This window comes from Pandoraea oxalativorans, from assembly GCF_000972785.3.
In the GTDB taxonomy this organism is placed as follows: domain Bacteria; phylum Pseudomonadota; class Gammaproteobacteria; order Burkholderiales; family Burkholderiaceae; genus Pandoraea; species Pandoraea oxalativorans.
The window spans coordinates 239,758-254,998 of record NZ_CP011518.2; the positions used below are offsets into that span (position 1 = coordinate 239,758).

General features: G+C 69.2%; 16 protein-coding genes. 6 read left to right on the forward strand and 10 right to left on the reverse strand.

Annotated elements, in window-relative coordinates:
- Positions 1-93: 93 nt before the first annotated feature.
- The 6 genes from sctR to MB84_RS25700 are packed head-to-tail and all read left to right on the forward strand — an operon-like array spanning position 94 to position 6,889.
- Positions 94-738 carry a type III secretion system export apparatus subunit SctR gene (sctR, locus tag MB84_RS25675; protein WP_052654525.1) on the forward strand — a complete coding sequence of 215 codons (645 nt, stop codon included), beginning with the start codon at positions 94-96 and terminating at the stop codon, positions 736-738.
- A 10-nt stretch (positions 739-748) separates the two neighbouring features.
- Positions 749-1,018 (forward strand): type III secretion system export apparatus subunit SctS, encoded by a 270-nt coding sequence (gene sctS / locus MB84_RS25680; protein WP_052654527.1) that lies wholly within the window; start codon positions 749-751, stop codon positions 1,016-1,018.
- A 1-nt stretch (position 1,019) separates the two neighbouring features.
- On the forward strand, positions 1,020-1,799 hold the full coding sequence (gene sctT, locus MB84_RS25685) for a type III secretion system export apparatus subunit SctT (protein ID WP_052654530.1): 780 nt from the start codon (positions 1,020-1,022) through the stop codon (positions 1,797-1,799).
- Positions 1,796-3,112, forward strand: a complete 1,317-nt coding sequence (locus MB84_RS25690; RefSeq protein WP_065225874.1) for an EscU/YscU/HrcU family type III secretion system export apparatus switch protein — start codon at positions 1,796-1,798, stop codon at positions 3,110-3,112. The genes sctT and MB84_RS25690 overlap by 4 nt, the downstream gene beginning before the upstream one ends.
- Positions 3,090-4,079, forward strand: a complete 990-nt coding sequence (locus MB84_RS29350; RefSeq protein WP_052654532.1) for a lytic transglycosylase domain-containing protein — start codon at positions 3,090-3,092, stop codon at positions 4,077-4,079. The genes MB84_RS25690 and MB84_RS29350 overlap by 23 nt, the downstream gene beginning before the upstream one ends.
- 8 nt (positions 4,080-4,087) lie before the next feature.
- Positions 4,088-6,889, forward strand: coding sequence for a two component system sensor kinase (locus tag MB84_RS25700; RefSeq protein WP_052654534.1), 2,802 nt, complete (start codon positions 4,088-4,090; stop codon positions 6,887-6,889).
- 149 nt (positions 6,890-7,038) lie between these two features.
- Here MB84_RS25700 and MB84_RS25705 read toward each other — a convergent pair whose 3' ends face one another.
- The 10 genes from MB84_RS25705 to sctD all read right to left on the reverse strand — a co-directional run bounded on the left by MB84_RS25705 (position 7,039) and on the right by sctD (position 15,236).
- The gene (locus tag MB84_RS25705; RefSeq protein ID WP_052654536.1) at positions 7,039-7,689 is read right to left on the reverse strand and encodes a two component system response regulator; all 651 of its coding nucleotides are present in this window, start codon (positions 7,687-7,689) and stop codon (positions 7,039-7,041) included.
- Between the two features lie 984 nt (positions 7,690-8,673).
- Entirely contained in the window at positions 8,674-9,735 is a 1,062-nt protein-coding gene (locus MB84_RS25710; protein WP_065225875.1) for an HrpJ domain-containing protein, read from the reverse strand.
- Complete coding sequence (locus MB84_RS25715) at positions 9,728-10,885, reverse strand: hypothetical protein (RefSeq protein ID WP_052654537.1); 1,158 nt, start codon at positions 10,883-10,885, stop codon at positions 9,728-9,730. Before MB84_RS25715 ends, MB84_RS25710 begins: the two co-directional genes overlap by 8 nt.
- A complete protein-coding gene (locus tag MB84_RS25720) occupies positions 10,882-11,436 on the reverse strand; it encodes a type III secretion system domain-containing protein (RefSeq protein ID WP_052654635.1) in 555 nt (184 codons plus the stop codon). The genes MB84_RS25715 and MB84_RS25720 overlap by 4 nt, the downstream gene beginning before the upstream one ends.
- The gene (sctJ, locus tag MB84_RS25725; protein WP_052654538.1) at positions 11,433-12,140 is read right to left on the reverse strand and encodes a type III secretion system inner membrane ring lipoprotein SctJ; all 708 of its coding nucleotides are present in this window, start codon (positions 12,138-12,140) and stop codon (positions 11,433-11,435) included. Before sctJ ends, MB84_RS25720 begins: the two co-directional genes overlap by 4 nt.
- Positions 12,137-12,460, reverse strand: coding sequence for a hypothetical protein (locus MB84_RS25730; RefSeq protein ID WP_052654540.1), 324 nt, complete (start codon positions 12,458-12,460; stop codon positions 12,137-12,139). Before MB84_RS25730 ends, sctJ begins: the two co-directional genes overlap by 4 nt.
- Complete coding sequence (locus tag MB84_RS25735; protein ID WP_052654541.1) at positions 12,457-12,750, reverse strand: DUF1039 domain-containing protein; 294 nt, start codon at positions 12,748-12,750, stop codon at positions 12,457-12,459. The genes MB84_RS25730 and MB84_RS25735 overlap by 4 nt, the downstream gene beginning before the upstream one ends.
- Positions 12,751-12,766: 16 nt before the next feature.
- A complete protein-coding gene (locus MB84_RS25740) occupies positions 12,767-13,702 on the reverse strand; it encodes a helix-turn-helix domain-containing protein (RefSeq protein ID WP_157123005.1) in 936 nt (311 codons plus the stop codon).
- A gap of 111 nt (positions 13,703-13,813) precedes the next feature.
- Positions 13,814-14,038, reverse strand: a complete 225-nt coding sequence (locus MB84_RS25745; protein ID WP_065225877.1) for an EscE/YscE/SsaE family type III secretion system needle protein co-chaperone — start codon at positions 14,036-14,038, stop codon at positions 13,814-13,816.
- Positions 14,039-14,057: 19 nt separating this feature from the next.
- Positions 14,058-15,236, reverse strand: coding sequence for a type III secretion system inner membrane ring subunit SctD (gene sctD, locus MB84_RS25750; RefSeq protein WP_052654544.1), 1,179 nt, complete (start codon positions 15,234-15,236; stop codon positions 14,058-14,060).
- Positions 15,237-15,241 lie beyond the last annotated feature (5 nt).

Here is a 15,241-nt window from a genome sequence, read left to right on the forward strand (position 1 = left end):
CTGCGACGCTCCCCCGGATTCAGGTCTCGGCCTGATGCGCGTCACGCGGCGGGTGCGCACAATGCGAGCCATACCATCTTCGAGAGGCACCTCATGCCGACGACCGATCCCGTCACCCTTATCGTGGTACTTGCCGCGCTGTCCCTGCTACCGCTGTTGGTGGTGATGGGCACGTGTTTTCTCAAAGTCTCGGTGGTGTTTGCGCTGTTGCGCAACGCCCTGGGCGTCCAACAGATTCCGCCGAACATCGCCCTTTACGGGCTTGCTCTGGTGCTCTCGCTGTTCATCATGGCGCCGGTGGGCGTGGCGGTGCAGGACCGGCTGGCGGCCGCGCCAGCGGACCCGCAGGCCTCCATCGTGACGCGCTTGTCCGACGGCGCCCTGGACCCTTACCGCGATTTCCTCAAGAAAAACACGGCACCGGCCCAGACCCGCTTCTTTCGCGAAAAAGCGCGCGAGCACTGGCCCGAGGAAGTCCGCAAGCGCGTCAGTGATGACTCGCTGCTGTTGTTGATCCCGGCGTTTTCCGTGAGCCAGTTGGTCGAGTCGTTCAAGATCGGGTTGTTGCTGTTCCTGCCTTTCATCGCCATCGACCTCATCGTCTCCAACGTGCTCTTGGCGATGGGGATGATGATGGTCTCGCCGATGACCGTTTCCATGCCGTTCAAGCTGCTGCTGTTCGTGCTGGTGGGCGGTTGGGACCGCTTGCTCGGCCAACTCTTACTCTCGTACCACTAAGGAGACCCTCATGACTCAAGCGCTTATCGTGCAAATGGCCAGCGAACTGTTATGGCTGGTGCTGGTGCTGTCGCTGCCGGTGGTGGTGGCCGCGTCGATCGTCGGGGTGTTGGTGGGCTTGGTGCAGGCCCTCACACAAATTCAAGATCAAACCGTCTCGTTCGTGATCAAGTTGGTGGCCGCCTGCCTCACGCTGGCGCTGACCTACCGCTGGATGGGTGCGGCGCTGATGCGTTTCACCGAGCAGACGTTTGACCTTGCGGCCCGCATGGGAGGGTGATGTGGACGAGCTCGTGCGCTGGTTGCCGCTGATTGCCCTGGCCATGGTCCGCCCGCTCGGCGCGATGCTGCTGTTGCCGCCGTTGAGCTCCGGGGTGTTGGGCGGCATGCTGGTGCGCAACGCGCTTGCGCTCATGGCGACGTTGCCGACACTGCCGCTGTTCGCGTCGCTGAGCCTGCCCAACGGGCTCACCGATCCCGGCGCTTACCTGCTGCTGGTGGCGAGCGAGTTGACGATCGGCTTGCTGATGGGCTTTTCCGCCGCCATCCCGTTCTGGGCACTCGACATGGCGGGCTTTTTGCTCGACACCATGCGCGGCGCGTCCATGGCCGGCGTGTTCAATCCGCTCATTGGCGGACAGTCGTCGCCGCTCGGCGGACTGTTCTCACAAATCGCGGCCGCGCTGTTCATGTCGCTGGGCGGCTTTCACGCACTGATGTCCGCCCTGTACGCCTCCTACACCCACTTGCCGCCCGGGGCGAGCTGGCATTGGGCCGCGGGCTTCCTCCCGATGCTTGAGCGCGAGTGGCACACGCTGCAGGTGCTGATGCTCGGTTTTGCCATGCCCGCGATCGTGCTGATGGTGCTGGTGGACCTCGCGCTGGGGCTCATGAACCGCTCCGCGCAACAGATGAACGTGTTCTCGCTCTCGATGCCCATCAAGAGCGTACTGACGCTGTTGATGCTGCTGCTGAGCTTGAACGCGGGCCTGTCCGACGTCGTGACGCGCTTCGACCGCTTTGACGGCGGCTTGTTGCGCATGCTGGAGGTGGCGCCATGAGCGAGAAGACCGAACAGCCCACCGAGAAACGCATCCAGGACGCGCGCAAGGAAGGGCAGGTCGCCAAGAGCCAAGAGATCAATGCCACGGTGCAGCTGACCTTGACGCTGTTGTGGCTGATCGCGGAGGGCCCCGACCTGTACGACGCGCTGGCCAAGCTCATCAGCTACACGGTCGATGCGACCAACTTGTCGCTCGACGCCGCGACCGTGGTGCTCACCGAGCACGTGGTCTCGCTCACCATGCGCTTCGTGTTCGGCCTGGGCGGGCTGCTCGCGCTGTCGCTCACGCTGACCGGGCTGATCCAGTCGGGTTTCTTGTTCGCGCCCAAAGCGATCCAGCCGCAGGCCAAACGGCTTAACCCGCTGGCCAATGCCAAGCAATTGGTGTCGATCACGAAGCTGTTCGAGTTGGGCAAGATGCTGCTGAAGGTCGCGGTCCTGGGCATCACCTTTACCTACATGATCATGCGCTTCGGCCCCTCCTTTGCCACCTTGCCGCAAGCCCAACCGTCGGCGGGCCTGGCGGTGTGCGTGCAGCTCGCGCAATGGATGTGGGCGGTGCTCGCGGGCATGACCGCGGTGTTCGCGGTGGCCGATTACGGGATGCAGTATTACCAGTTGCGCAAGCAACTGATGATGTCGCACGACGACATCAAGCAAGAGCACAAGAACGCCGAAGGCAGTGACGAGATCAAGCAACGTCGGCGCGAGTTGCAACAAGAGGTGCAAAGCGGCAGTCTGGCCGGCAAAGTGGCCAAGTCATCGGTGGTCGTGCGCAATCCCACCCATATCGCCGTGTGCCTGCGCTACGAGGAGGACGAGACGCCCCTGCCGCAGGTGCTGGAGTACGGGCGCGAAGCGCGCGCGCTGGAGATTGTGGCGCTGGCCGAGCAGTTTGAGATCCCGGTGGTGGAGAACGTGGCGCTCGCGCGCGCCTTGATCGCCTCGACGCAGCCGGGCGACTACATCCCCGAGACGTTGTTCACCGCGGTGGCGCAGGTCTTACAACTCGTACGCGCGCGGCTGGACGAAGCCGCCGCGAACGAAGACGCCGATGAGGACGAAGACGCCGATGAGAACGGAGAGAACGAAGAGAACGATCGGGGCGAGGAGGACGAGGAGAAGGACGACGACGCGGATGACAACGTGGATGACGACGGTGACGCCGGCGCGCTCGACCCCGACGGTCACAAGCCCGAGGGTCACGATCCCGAGGGTCATGCCCCCGCCAGCGCGCGCGACCCCGAAACCCAGCGCGACCCCGGTCGCGACGACCAGGAGTCCGCCGATGCCGGTCATCGCAAGCCGTAAGCCGTGGGGCCGCGCCACCGTGGCCCTGCTGGCGAGCCTGCTCGGGCTCGCCGCGCCGGCGCGCGCCGAGCCGCTGCAATGGTATTCCGTGCCGGCGCCCGGCGGGACGTCGCCCGGCGCCGGCCCGGCCGCGCCCGCGCTCCCGGGCGCGCTCCCCCCGATCGCTCCGATCGCCCCGATCGCTCCGGTCGCCCCCGTTGCGCCGCGTGACGCCGCGGACTTGGCCGACTTGGCCGACTTGGCCGCCTTGGTCACCGCCGCGCCGGCCCCCCCGGGCGCCCCACGGGCCGCCCCCCTGGCGCCGCCCGCCCGCTCCACGGCGCGCCCCGGGGCGCCGGCGACCCCGTCGCCCGCCGCCGCGGCGGCGCCGCAATACGACGCGCTGGTCGCCGACGCGGCCCACCGGCACGCGCTCGACCCGCTCCTGGTCCACGCGGTGGTGGCCGCCGAATCCGCCTACCGCCCCGAGGTGGTGTCGCCCAAAGGCGCGGTGGGCCTGATGCAGGTCATGCCCGCGACCGGCGCGCGGTTTGGCAAAACCGTGCTGACCGAGCCGCGCGAGAACCTGGAGGCCGGCACGGCTTACCTCGGCTGGCTGATGCAGCGCTTTGGCGGCCGACTCGACTTGGCGCTGGCCGGCTATAACGCGGGCGAAGGCGCCGTGGCGCGCTATGGCAATGTCGTGCCGCCCTATGCCGAGACGCAGGCCTACGTACGCAAAGTGTTGACCCACTATGCCAGCCTGCGCGGCGAGCGCCCCGGCGAGGCGGGGCCCGGCGTGCTCACCCTGTCCGGCGTGCCCCGGGCCCCCGTGGCCCGCGTCCCGCCGATCCTTTCCGCTGCGCCGGTCGCCCCGTCCGCCGCCAAGCCGCGGGCGACCGGCGGCTTGGGCGATGTGGGACAATGGGTGCAGCTGTTTACCGGTGGCTCGGGCCGTGCCCACGCCGCCGCCACTCCCCGTCTGTGAGCCACTCTATGCCGACGCTACCCTGGCGCTCCTCACTGTCATTCCGCTTGGCCCTCACCCTCAGTGCCGCCGTCGCGGCATTGTGGCTGCTGAGCTCAAGCATCGCCTTATTCCTGGACTTTCGTGACACCCGCGAAGCGCTGGTCTACCGACTCGAGTCGGTGACGGCCGATCGCGCCGTCCAACTCGGCGAGGAGCTCGGCGGCGTGAAACGCGACGTGCAAACGCTCGGGCGCACTTGGGTGACGCTGCCCGAGGACGTGGGCAATGATCAGGAAACCCATCTCGCCGCCCGCTTCGTCGCCAACGACGGCGCCGCCGTGCCCTCGACCCAAGCCCGCCGGGCGCTGGCTTTTGCCGAGATCTACGGCAGCGGCGGGCTGGGCAGCTACGTCGACACCTTCGTGATCCTCAAGGACGGCGTGGCCCTGTCCGACGCGAACACGCCCCTGCACAGCGATGACGAGCAGCGCGCGCGCTGGCGCGCCTTGGTGCAAAAGCCCGAACAGGACGGCCTGCGCTGGGGCGACCCGTTTCGCAATCCCGCCGACGGGCGCTGGTACCTGCAAGTCGCGACGGGCGACGCCGCCTCCGGCACCCTGGTGGGGGTGACCGTGCAACTCTCGCGGCTGTTCGGCCAAGCGCGCTTGGTCGACCCCCAGCAAGGGGCGCTGGTCTGGCTCGGCGCCGACGCCAAAGCGCTCACCCCGCTGCCCGCCCTCGCGCCGCCGGACCTCATGGCGGCCTTGCCCGACTGCGCCCAACCGTACTTCCAACGCGTGGGCGACGTGCATGCGGTGTGTCGCAATATCGGTCCGACGGGCTGGCGCCTGGTGCTGCTGTATCCCGCCAATCAAATCACCGCGCAGGCCCTCGCGACACTGCCCAAACGGGTGCCGCTCGCGCTGCTGGAGCTGCTCTCGTTGTTGGGCCTGCTGTACGTGGTGCTGCACCGCACCCTGGACCGCAACCTCGAAGGCTTCGTCCACGTCATCAGCCCGCAAGCCGCGGTCAGCGAGCAACAGCGCTTGCCCGAAGGCCGACCCGACGAGCTGGGGCGCATCGCCAACGCCTACAACCGGCTGCTCGACGCGGTGAAGGCCCAATACGGGGAGCTCGAAGCCAAGGTGGTCGAGCGCACCGTGGCGCTAAACGAGGCGCGCGAGCGCGCGGAGCGCGCCAGCGCCAACAAGAGCGAGCAAATCACCAGCATCAGCCATGAGTTCCGCACACCGCTCAATGGCATCGTGGGCGCCTTGACGCTGCTCGATCGCACCCCGTGCAGCGACGACCAGCGCGATTTGATCGACACCGGGCTCAAGTGTTCGGTCCATTTGATGGAGATCATCAACAACCTGCTGGACTTCTCGCGCATCGAATCCGGTCAGATGGTGGTGGTGCCGGCACCGCAAGATCCCCTCACGCTGCTCGACCACGCCATGCTCACGGTGCAACTGCCGGCGCTCACCAAGGGGCTGACCCTCACGTGTCAGGCCGAGGCCAGCTTGCCGCTCGCGCTGCACACCGACGGCCTGCGCGTGCGCCAGATCCTGATCAACTTGCTCGGCAATGCGGTCAAGTTCACCCCCGCGGGCAACATTGCGTTGAGCGCCTGGAGTGCCGAGGGCCGCGTCTATTTCCGCGTGCATGACAGCGGGCCGGGCATCTCGGCGCAGCAGGCCGGCGAAGTGTTTACCGCGTTCCGTCAGCTCGACAGCCACGCCCCGGGCAGCGGCTTGGGGTTGGCCATTGCACGCAGCCTCGCGCGACTGCTCGGCGGCGACCTGCGGCTCGTGCCGGTCACGCGCGGCGCCTGTTTCGAGCTCGAATTGCCGTTGGGCGAGGATGTGCCCGGCGCGGCAACGCCGCAAGGCGTGATGGTGGCCCCGCCGGCGTTGCACGCCCAACTCGCGGCGTGGGGTTATATGCCGCAATTTGGCGAGAATGCGCGGCTCGCCGCGCCGGAGCTGGCGTACTTGCCGGGACGGCTGCGCCAGCGCTTGGCCCCCGAAGGCTCGGAACGCGACGTGGCGGACGAGTCACCGCCGATGTGCGCCTGGAGCCTGCAGGTGCTGGTGGTCGACGACGTGGCGACAAACCGCGAGATTGTGGGGCGCATGCTGCGCGAGCAGGGGCATCACGTGCACCTCGCGGCGAGCGGCCAAGAGGCCCTCGCGCTCGGGCGCGCGCGCATCTTCGACGTGGTGTTCATGGACATGCGCATGCCCGGCCTGAGCGGTGCCGAGACGGTGGCGCAGTGGCGCGACGACGCGAGCGGCACGCTCGACTCGGGCAGCCCGATCATCGCGTTGACCGCCAACGCGCAGCCGGGGGAGCGCGAGCGCTTGCTCGCCGAGGGCTTTGACGAATACCTCACCAAGCCCGTGTCGCCCGCCACCTTGGCGCGTGCGGTGGAATTCGCCTCGGATCTGCAACTGCAACGCGGCGCCGAGCTTGAGCCCAACACGGCCACCGCGCCCAGCACGCTCGCGTCCGATCCCGCGCTGCTCGCGCGGCTCGGTGACGAACTCCGTCTGTACCACCGGCGCCTGGGCGAGGCGCACGGCGAGTCGGTCCCGGCGGGGGCGGCGCACGGCGCACCGGGCGAGCCGGATCGGGCCGAGTGTCTGAGGCTGTTGCACACGCTCAAGGGGCTGGCGGGTCAAGCCGGTCTGGAGCGACTGCATCAGGCCGCCGCCCATTGGGAGAGTTTGCTGCAGGCGGGCGCCGCCGCCCCGCCGCAGGCGTGGGAAGCGTTCGGACGCTTGATCGAGAGCGAGCTCGGGGCCGAGAGCGCGTCGCCGGCATGACGGCGTCACCGCGCCGTGGCCGCTCGGCGGGAGGTGACCCGGCGGCCGGAGATGGCGGGACTGGCCGGAGACGGCCCGAGGCGGCGGCGGGACGGGGCGGGGCGGGCGGGGCCGCTAAGGAGAGCGAGCGCGGCCCCCGCCCGCGTGGGTCACTCGTTCAACACGCCCAGGCGCCGTGCCCACGTGCTGAGCTCCGCCGTATTGTGGGCGTCAAGCTTGCGCATCAGGTTCATGCGGTGCGTCTCCACGGTTTTCAGACTGATCGAGAGCAGCTCGGCCACGTCGCGGTTGCGATGGCCTTCGGCCACCAGCTTGAGAACTTGCCGCTCACGCAACGTCAGCGGCGTGTCGCCAATCACGGCTTGACTCGTGTCGATGGTCTCGAGCTTGAGCGCCGGGTCGACGAAGCGCTTGCCCAACACCGCGTGCTGCAGCGCGGCGAGCAGCACTTGCTGCGGGCTGCGCTTGAGCATATAGGCCATGGCCCCCGCGTCGAGCGCGGCGCGACTGCGATGTTCTTCCGTCGACGCGGTGACCACCACGATGCGGATATCCTCCCAGCGCCGGCGCAGTTGATGAATCACATCCACCCCGTCCATGCCGGGCAACCCTAAATCCAGCAGGATCAAGTCGGGCGAGAGCCGCTGACAGGCCTCGTACACCGCCAGTCCGTCGGAGACGGCGCCGACGACCTCATAGCGCGGCTGCTCCGCCAGCAGGTGGCGAATGCCATCGATGAGCAAAGAGTGGTCTTCGACGATCAGCACCTTAACGGGCGCACTGGATGGGGCGTATCTCATGGTGGTGACGCTTGCTCGTAGAATTAGGCTACCCTCGATTCACGCGCGGGGCCATGCGGTGACGGGCCGACGCCACGCCAGCATAAATGATACCCGCGCGCGGCGCCCGACAGTGGCGTGCTCGAGGCCCGAGGCCTCCGCTTGACGCAAATACTACTCGGGAAGCCTGGGAAGGTGTGCGCAAAATTCACCCGACGTCGTTATTAGCCGACTGTCGCACGTGGGTGACCCGCCCGGATCGCCGTGCCGCCCGGACGGCGGTCGCGCCCCGCAGGTCCGGCGGGCGCGGCCATGCCGACGCCTGCCCATGGCCGACGCGTGCGGCGGCTCGGGCCCGTCGGCGAGGCCGCGCCGCCCGCGGGTGAGGGGGCGCGCGCACAACGCGGACAACGCGGCCGACCGCCGTGAGGACGGACGATGTCGGGGGCGCACAACGCCAGGGGGACAACCTCGGGGGAGGACGACTTCACGCGGGGACGACTTCGAGGGGGGACGACCTCAGCGGCGCACGTCGTCAGTCTGCGGCGCCGTGCCGCGCGCTCCGCCCGCGCCGCAGGGCGCGGACCCGCCCCGAGGGCGGGCTCCGGCGGAGGCCTCGAGCCGCGCACTCCAACGCACGGATTAAGGGGGGGCCGACGGGGACCAACAGGAGGACCAGCAGAGGGACCGCCCGGGAGGACCCAAAGAGGGGGAGCAAACCGTGGGACCAAACCGTGGGACTAAACGGTGGGACCGAACGCCAGGCAACGGCCGGGCGCCGGCACCGCCCGCCTCGCACTCGGGCCGGCGGCGCGCTCAGGCCTGAGCGCTCAGGCCGCCGGCGCGCGTTGCGCGGGCACAGGCGGCGCCGGGCTCGGCCCCCCAATGAACGCGGGTCAGACGGGGAGGGTGGGGAGCGTGCCCCGTCGAACGCGGCCCGGCGTGGCGGGCGCGCCGCGAGCCCCGCTCCTCGCGAGGCCCGCGTGAGCGCGCCGGGCACATCGCTCACTCGGCATGGCGGTCCCGCAGTTCCGCGATTGCGCGCTCGAGCTGGGCCTTATGCTCCCCATCGTCAAAACAGTCCTCCGGGGACAATTGCACCAGCCGACCGAGCCCATGGGCGACGCGATAGTGCTGCCCCTCTTCGAGCGGGGGGAGCGTTTCGGCGACGCTGTCGGGGCTGCTCCACACTTGTTCGGTGAGCCGTACCAAGCATCGGAGCAGGACTTCGCCGTCGATCCCGGGCACCCCCAGCGTTTGGGCGATCTGGTGGCAGTGAGCCTCGAGGCTCAGCACGCGTAGCAATTGTCGCAGGTCGCCGATGACCGCCGCCAAGTGGCTGCCCACGATCGGCTGACCGCTGGCGGACAACTCATACGCCAGCACCTTCATCATGGTACGCACCTTGCCTGCGCGCTGCGCGGGCTCGCCCAGCGCCTCCAACCAATACGACAGCTTGCGCTTCTGCGCGTAGGCCGCCGTGCCGTCGGGCTGCTCGTTGGCCAGATGGTACAGGCTGACGAGTTCGCGGCGCAACGCCGGCGGAGGGTTAGGGAATTCGAGCGAGGCAAACAGCGAGAGCGCCAGGTTCCCGTCGGCGCCCAACTGCGCAAGGGCGTCTTCAAGGCGAGCGCGCAACTGCGGGTCGAGCGTGCCCCGCGCCAGCCACGCCGCCAGGGTCAGCGCGGCCTGTCCGGCGTCGCCGGTTTGGGCCAGCAGCGCCGCGAGCGGTTGTGACGCATGCATCCAGTCATGCGGGCCCGCCTCGAGGATGCCGTCCAGCTGCGCGCCTTCGACCGCGCTGACTTCCGTGACGAGTTTCTGGATGCGCACGCGCACAGTCTCGTCTTTGCCCGGCGTGCGCCGTGTCTCGCGCTGCCGCCCGCCGAGCGCGAAGGCGAGATTTTCCTCGGTTTCCCGCAACGCGTCCCCTTCAAACTCAAGGAGTTGCGCCAGCGCCGTCGAGGTCACCGATTCAGGCGGCGGCGCCGAGGGCGCGCGGGTCGGTTGCGCGTCGGGGAGCGTATTCGACGAAATGTCGATCGTCGGTTGAAAGATTCTAATCATGGGCCATCTCCCAGGGTTCGTCCGCGAAGTCCGTGAGCCATGTCGGCGGGCACGGGGGGGCCGCCTCGCGCCGGCCGGGGTCGGCGAGCGCGTTCGATGTCGGCGTGAAGGTCGGTGTCAGCGCGGAGGCCGCGTCGCGGCGCGCGTCGAGCATCGCGTCAAGGTCCCGGTCAAAGCCGAGCCCAAGGTCCCGGTCAACGTCAAGGCCGAGGTCCGGGTCAAAGTCACGGTCAAGGCCAAGGCCAAGGCCAAGGTCAAGGTCACGGTCCGGCTCAAGGCCGAGCTCCGGGTCAAGGTCACCGCCCGGCTCGCCGTCACGCGCAAACGCATATGGCGCGTCGGCTTGCGTGTCGACTTGCGTGTCGACTTGCATGTCGACTTGCATGTCGGCGTGCATGTCGGCTTGAGTATCGAGCTCGGCGTCGGCGTCAGCGTCAGCCGGCATGTCGGCCTGCAGGTCGGCTTCCGCGTCGGCTTGCGCGTCGGCGCCCGGCACCGAGGTGTCGGGCGCGCGGGCGAATTGGGCAAGCAGCGCCGCCTGGTGCGCGGGCGCATCCAGATGCAGGCGCAGGCGCGCGTTCTCAAGGCGCGCCTGACCGGGGGCGAGCTCGGCGTCCGCTACAACGCTCAATGCCGGAGTGGCCGCCCACGCCTGCGTGGCTTGCCCGAGCGCCTCAGGGGCCACCGCCAACGTGAGGCGCCCCTGCGGCAGCAACTCGGCGACGCGCCGCTCCACGTGCCGCAGCACGCGCTCGTTCGGATCGCGTTGCCCCAGCACCTCCTCGAGCACCTGCGCGGTCAGGCCACGCCAGCGGTGCGCGAGTTCCGCCGCAAGGCGTTGCGCGAGCCGATGCTCGGCGCACAGCCATTGCACCGTCTCCTCGACGGCCTGCGCCTTGGCTTGTTGAGCCAGCGCGTCGGCCTGCTCACGCGCGGCGGCGAGCACCTGCTCGGCCGCCTCGCGCGCCTGCTCGAGTGCCGTGGCGCCGGCGTCGCGCAGCGCGTCAGCCTCGGCGTGCGCGGCCGCGAGCAGCGTCTCACGCGCCGCGGCATGCTCGCGGCGTCGCGCCAGCTCCGCTGCGGGCACGATCGCGCCCGTCGGCAGCGGCCCGGGCAGTTCGTGCACCACAATGCCCAAAGGGTTGTTCATAGCCACCTCATGAGCTTGACAAGAATCGGTTCGACCGGCCGCGCGGGGGCCGGGTGGGTGGAGGGCGGCCAGCGCAGTCGACACACGCGCACGGCGGGGTCGGTCGCGCCGCCGAGCCACGCCGCGCCCAGATCGGCGGCCACGCCCGGCAGCGCCTGCGGCGCCACCGTGGCGCGACCGCCGCCCGTCGGCAACAAGGCCTGCAACTGGCGCTGGGTGCCCGCATCGAGTGCGTCCGAAAGGGCCTCCCGGTACGGTTTGAGCAACAAATAGTCGGGGCTGCCCAGCGCCCACAAGCCCAGCGCCAAGCACAGCGTGCGCGCGCGCGCGGCGTTGCCGAGCAGCACGGCCGCGGTCTCGGACACGGGCGGCACTGGGCCCGCGTGGCGCAGGCGCGTCGCGATCAGCGTGTCGAGCAGCGGGCGCAACAACGCCTGGGTGGCGTAGGGCCGGCGCCACGCCGCAAGCTCGACGCTGTCCCACCAGCCCGGGTCCATGTCGGCCCCGGGGCGGTGCCAGAGCGCGTAGAGCCCTTGCACGGCGGGGCTCATGGCGCCACCGCCTTCGGGCGGCGGCGCCACCACAGCGTGAGCGCGCCCACCCCGCCGAGCAGCGCCACGCCCCCGGCCGCGGCGATGGAGCGCCACGGGAGCGGCTGCACGGGGGCCACAGGCGGCGGCATAAAGCGATAGTCGGCGCGCTGCAGCGTGAGCGTGATGCGCTCTGGCGCGAGCCCGGGGATGCCGCCGCGCACCAGCGCGCGAATTTCGGCCTCCCGCGAGGCCAAGTTGGCCTCCGGGCTGTACTTGATAAACACCGCCGCCGAGGTCGGGCCGGCGACCTCGCCCTCGCGGGCGAGGGGGTCGGCCACCGAGACTTCGGCCACAATCACACCGTCCATGCTCGAGAGCATTTTCTCGAGTTGCTGGCTCTTGAGGAAGCTCAGCTTGGCGTCCTCCTGGCGCGGCGAGGTCACCAACTGGCCGCTGGGGAACAGGTCCTGCATCGACACCGTCTTGCGCCGCGGCAGACCGTTCTGACGCAGCACCTCGACCGCGTTGACGAAGTGCTCCTCGTCCACCTGCAGCGAACTGCCGTCCTTGCCCGCGGCCTTCTCGGCCGGGATCTTGTTATAGATGAGCAGCGCCAGCATGTGGTTGGCCTCGCTCTCATCGAGCTTGCTGTACAACTCGCGCTTGCAGGCCACGAGCAGCGGCAGCATGCACACCAGCAGCAGCCATCGCGACGCTTTCATGATTGGTTCACCAATTTGTTGATGCCCTGCACGCCGAAGTTGACCCCCTTGGAGATGGCATCGGCGGCGACGGCGTTCTCGTGCAGGCGAAGCTGAACCTGGAGCAGGCCCGCGGCGCCCGTCGGCCCGGACGCGCCGACGGACGACACCAGATTGTCCGCCGCGGCGGTGTTCGGGTCCGCCCCCGAGCTCGCATCGAGCGGGCTCTTGAGCAGGGCCGCAAAGCGCTGCTGCAGCGAGGCGCTGGGTTCGCCGGGCTGGCCGGGCTGGCCGGTGGCGGCCGTGCCGCCCAGGGTGCGCAAAAGGTTGTCAATGTTCATGAGCAGGACTCCGGCGGGGTGAGTGAGTTCGGCATCTGTTGGGTTTTCATCAAGACCAGCCCGCGCAACTGCACGCAGTCATCGGCGCTGAGCTTGGCCAAGCGCTTGGCGGCCGCTCGGTAACGGCCCAAGCTATACAGCAACATGGCCTCGCAGCGCGCCAACTGCTGCGGATCGTCGATCCAGTCGGGCAGCGCGGCCAAAATCTCCTTGACCTCGGGGCGCAGGCGCTGACTGACCGCGGCAAAACTCAGCTCGACGATCAGACGCGGAAAGCTCGGGGGCGACATGGCACGCTCCTCAACGTTAGAAGTTGTGCACGATGGCGGCCATCGTGTCCTTGGTGGCTTTCTCGGCGCTACTGAGCGTGGTAAAGGCGATGTTCCACGTTTGCATCGCGGTTTGCAGCCCGAGCAGACTGGCGGCGTCGCCCTTGTTCGCCGCGGTCGCGACCGCTTGGTTCAATTTGGCGTCGGCGTTGGCGAGCGTCGCCGCGAAACTGTCGGTGAGTGCATTGAAATCCATGGGAAACTCCTTAAGGTCGTGGGTGCGCGCCGCGTGGAGCTGGCGCGCCTGTTGTCGTGCGTCGCGCGGTGACACATGAAAATGGCGGCGAAAGCTCTCGGAAAAGTGCGCCGCGGTGCAAAAGCCACATTCCAGCGCGATCTCGATCACTTTTTTGGAGGTCGTCTCCAGTAGACGACGCCCGTGCTCGAGACGTTGGGCCTGCAGCCAATGTTTGGGCGAGGTGCCGAACTTGTCCTTGAACAGCTGCGTGAATTTGCGCAGCGGCAGCTCCAGCGCCTCGGCATACCGCGTCACCGGCCACGGTTCGAGCCGGTGCTGGTGCAGAAAGTCGCACAGCGCGAAGTCGGCCGACACCAGATGGCGCAGCAGCGTCGAGCAGCGCGTGCGCTCGGCCACCAAGCAGTACGCCAGCGTAAAGCGCCACATGGCGTCGGGATTGAGCTCGGCCAAACGCGCCACCGCGTCGAGCATGCCGGTCTCCGCGGGCACCGCCTGGGGCTGGTGGGGCGCGAGCGCGCGCGCACACCCCCCGTCGACCAGCAGGGGCTGCACGTCGCGGAACACCGACTGCAGCGACGTGCCACACAGGCTGTAGACGTGCGCGCCGCCGCACGGCGACGGCGGCGTGCCGCCGGCCACGAGCCACAGGCCCGGGGCCACCGCATGCGCGCTCGCGCCGACGTGCAGCGTGCCGTGGTGTCGAACGAGAATCATATGCAGACTGGACATCGTGCCTTCCTTGGTTGGCGTCTTACACACATGTTCGGGCAGCGCACGCGCGGACCCCATCAGGTCTTCACCTGAAGCGCCGCGCCGCGCCCGGCCTTAGACGGGGTTCAGGCGCCGCCAGACCCGCTCGACCACCCGGATCCCGGCCAGACAGGCGACGCGCCGACGCTCCAAGCTCGCGTAGTCCTGCGCGCTGTGCTGCTCGCGCTGCTGTTGACCCAGCGCCATGAGCTCCGCCTCCAGGCGGCTCAGGATTTCGCGACGCAGATCGCCGCAGCGGTCGGCCGCGAGTCGCTCTTCGATTTCACTCAGTAAAAACATCAGAACCTCTCGACTTAGCTTAGTGATGAAGGGGGAGAAAAACCAATTCGCGGCGCCCGGCGAGTGAGACGCCGGTCGCGCCAATGGCGATGACTTGCAAGCCGTGGGCCACCGTGCTGCCCACCACCAAGCGCAGACCGTTACTGAGCTGGACATAGGGCGCCTTGGTGTTGCCGCCCACCCCGGCGATGGGCGCCGGCAGATAATCGGCGCGCCCGCTGTCGCGGCCGGCGCCGACAAAGCGCAGCGGCACGACGCGGCCGGGCTCGGCGCTCGCGCGCGCCAAAAAGGTTTGCAGTCGCGCTTGCTGGGCGGCCTCGAGCTGACCGGAGAACAGCCATCCGCGCTCCGCGCGGGTGGCACTCAGGCCGGTGAGCAGCCCGGCGGCTTGCAGCCGTGGCAACAGGGCGGTGAGTTCGTCGCCGCCGCGATCGGTGAGCTGCCAGCCGCTCAGGCCCGACAACTTGTCGAGCGCGTCCACCAGCGCGGTGCCGTCGCTCACGACCGGGCCGTCGATCTCGGCACGGCCGGCCTCGTCGACCGTGACGCGCACGTCCAGATCGCCGAAACTGGCCATCAGCGAGCGCACCGCTTGGCGCAACTCGTCTTGGCACACGGTCTCGGTGCGCAGGTGCACGCCGGCCGCGCGCAAGCGCGTGGTGAGCGCCTGCAACCGGGCACTGTCGCGGCAACGCCCGGACAATTCGAGGGTGTGCTCGCCGAGCCAGCGCGCGGTGATCCCGGGCTCGCCCGCCAGCGCTTGGGGCAACCAGTCGCGCGCACTCGGCGGTGCCGCGACCGGCGCCGGCAACAGACTCCAGCCCAGCGCGCCGGCAAGCGCCAGCGTCACGATCAGCAGGCCCGCCACCCGGCCATAGGCGCGCCCGCGCGGCGGCACGCCCGGGTGCCCGAGCTCGGCGTCCGCCGGCCCCCACACCAGCGCCACGCCGGCCAGATCGACCACCTGGCGCGGGGGCAGCGCGCCCGGCGCACAGCGCCGACCGTTGACCCAGCACGGCGTCGCGCTGGTGAGCGTCACGCCCGCCTCGCCAACCTCCAGCGTGGCCGTGCCGCCGCCTTCGAGCGGCAGCGCGAGATCGCTCTCGTCGCCGCCGACGCTAAACGGCCCGGGGGGCAACCGCAGTTCGTGGCCGGCGAGCGGACCGCGCAATAATTTGAGTTTGTATGCCGCTTCCATGAGGG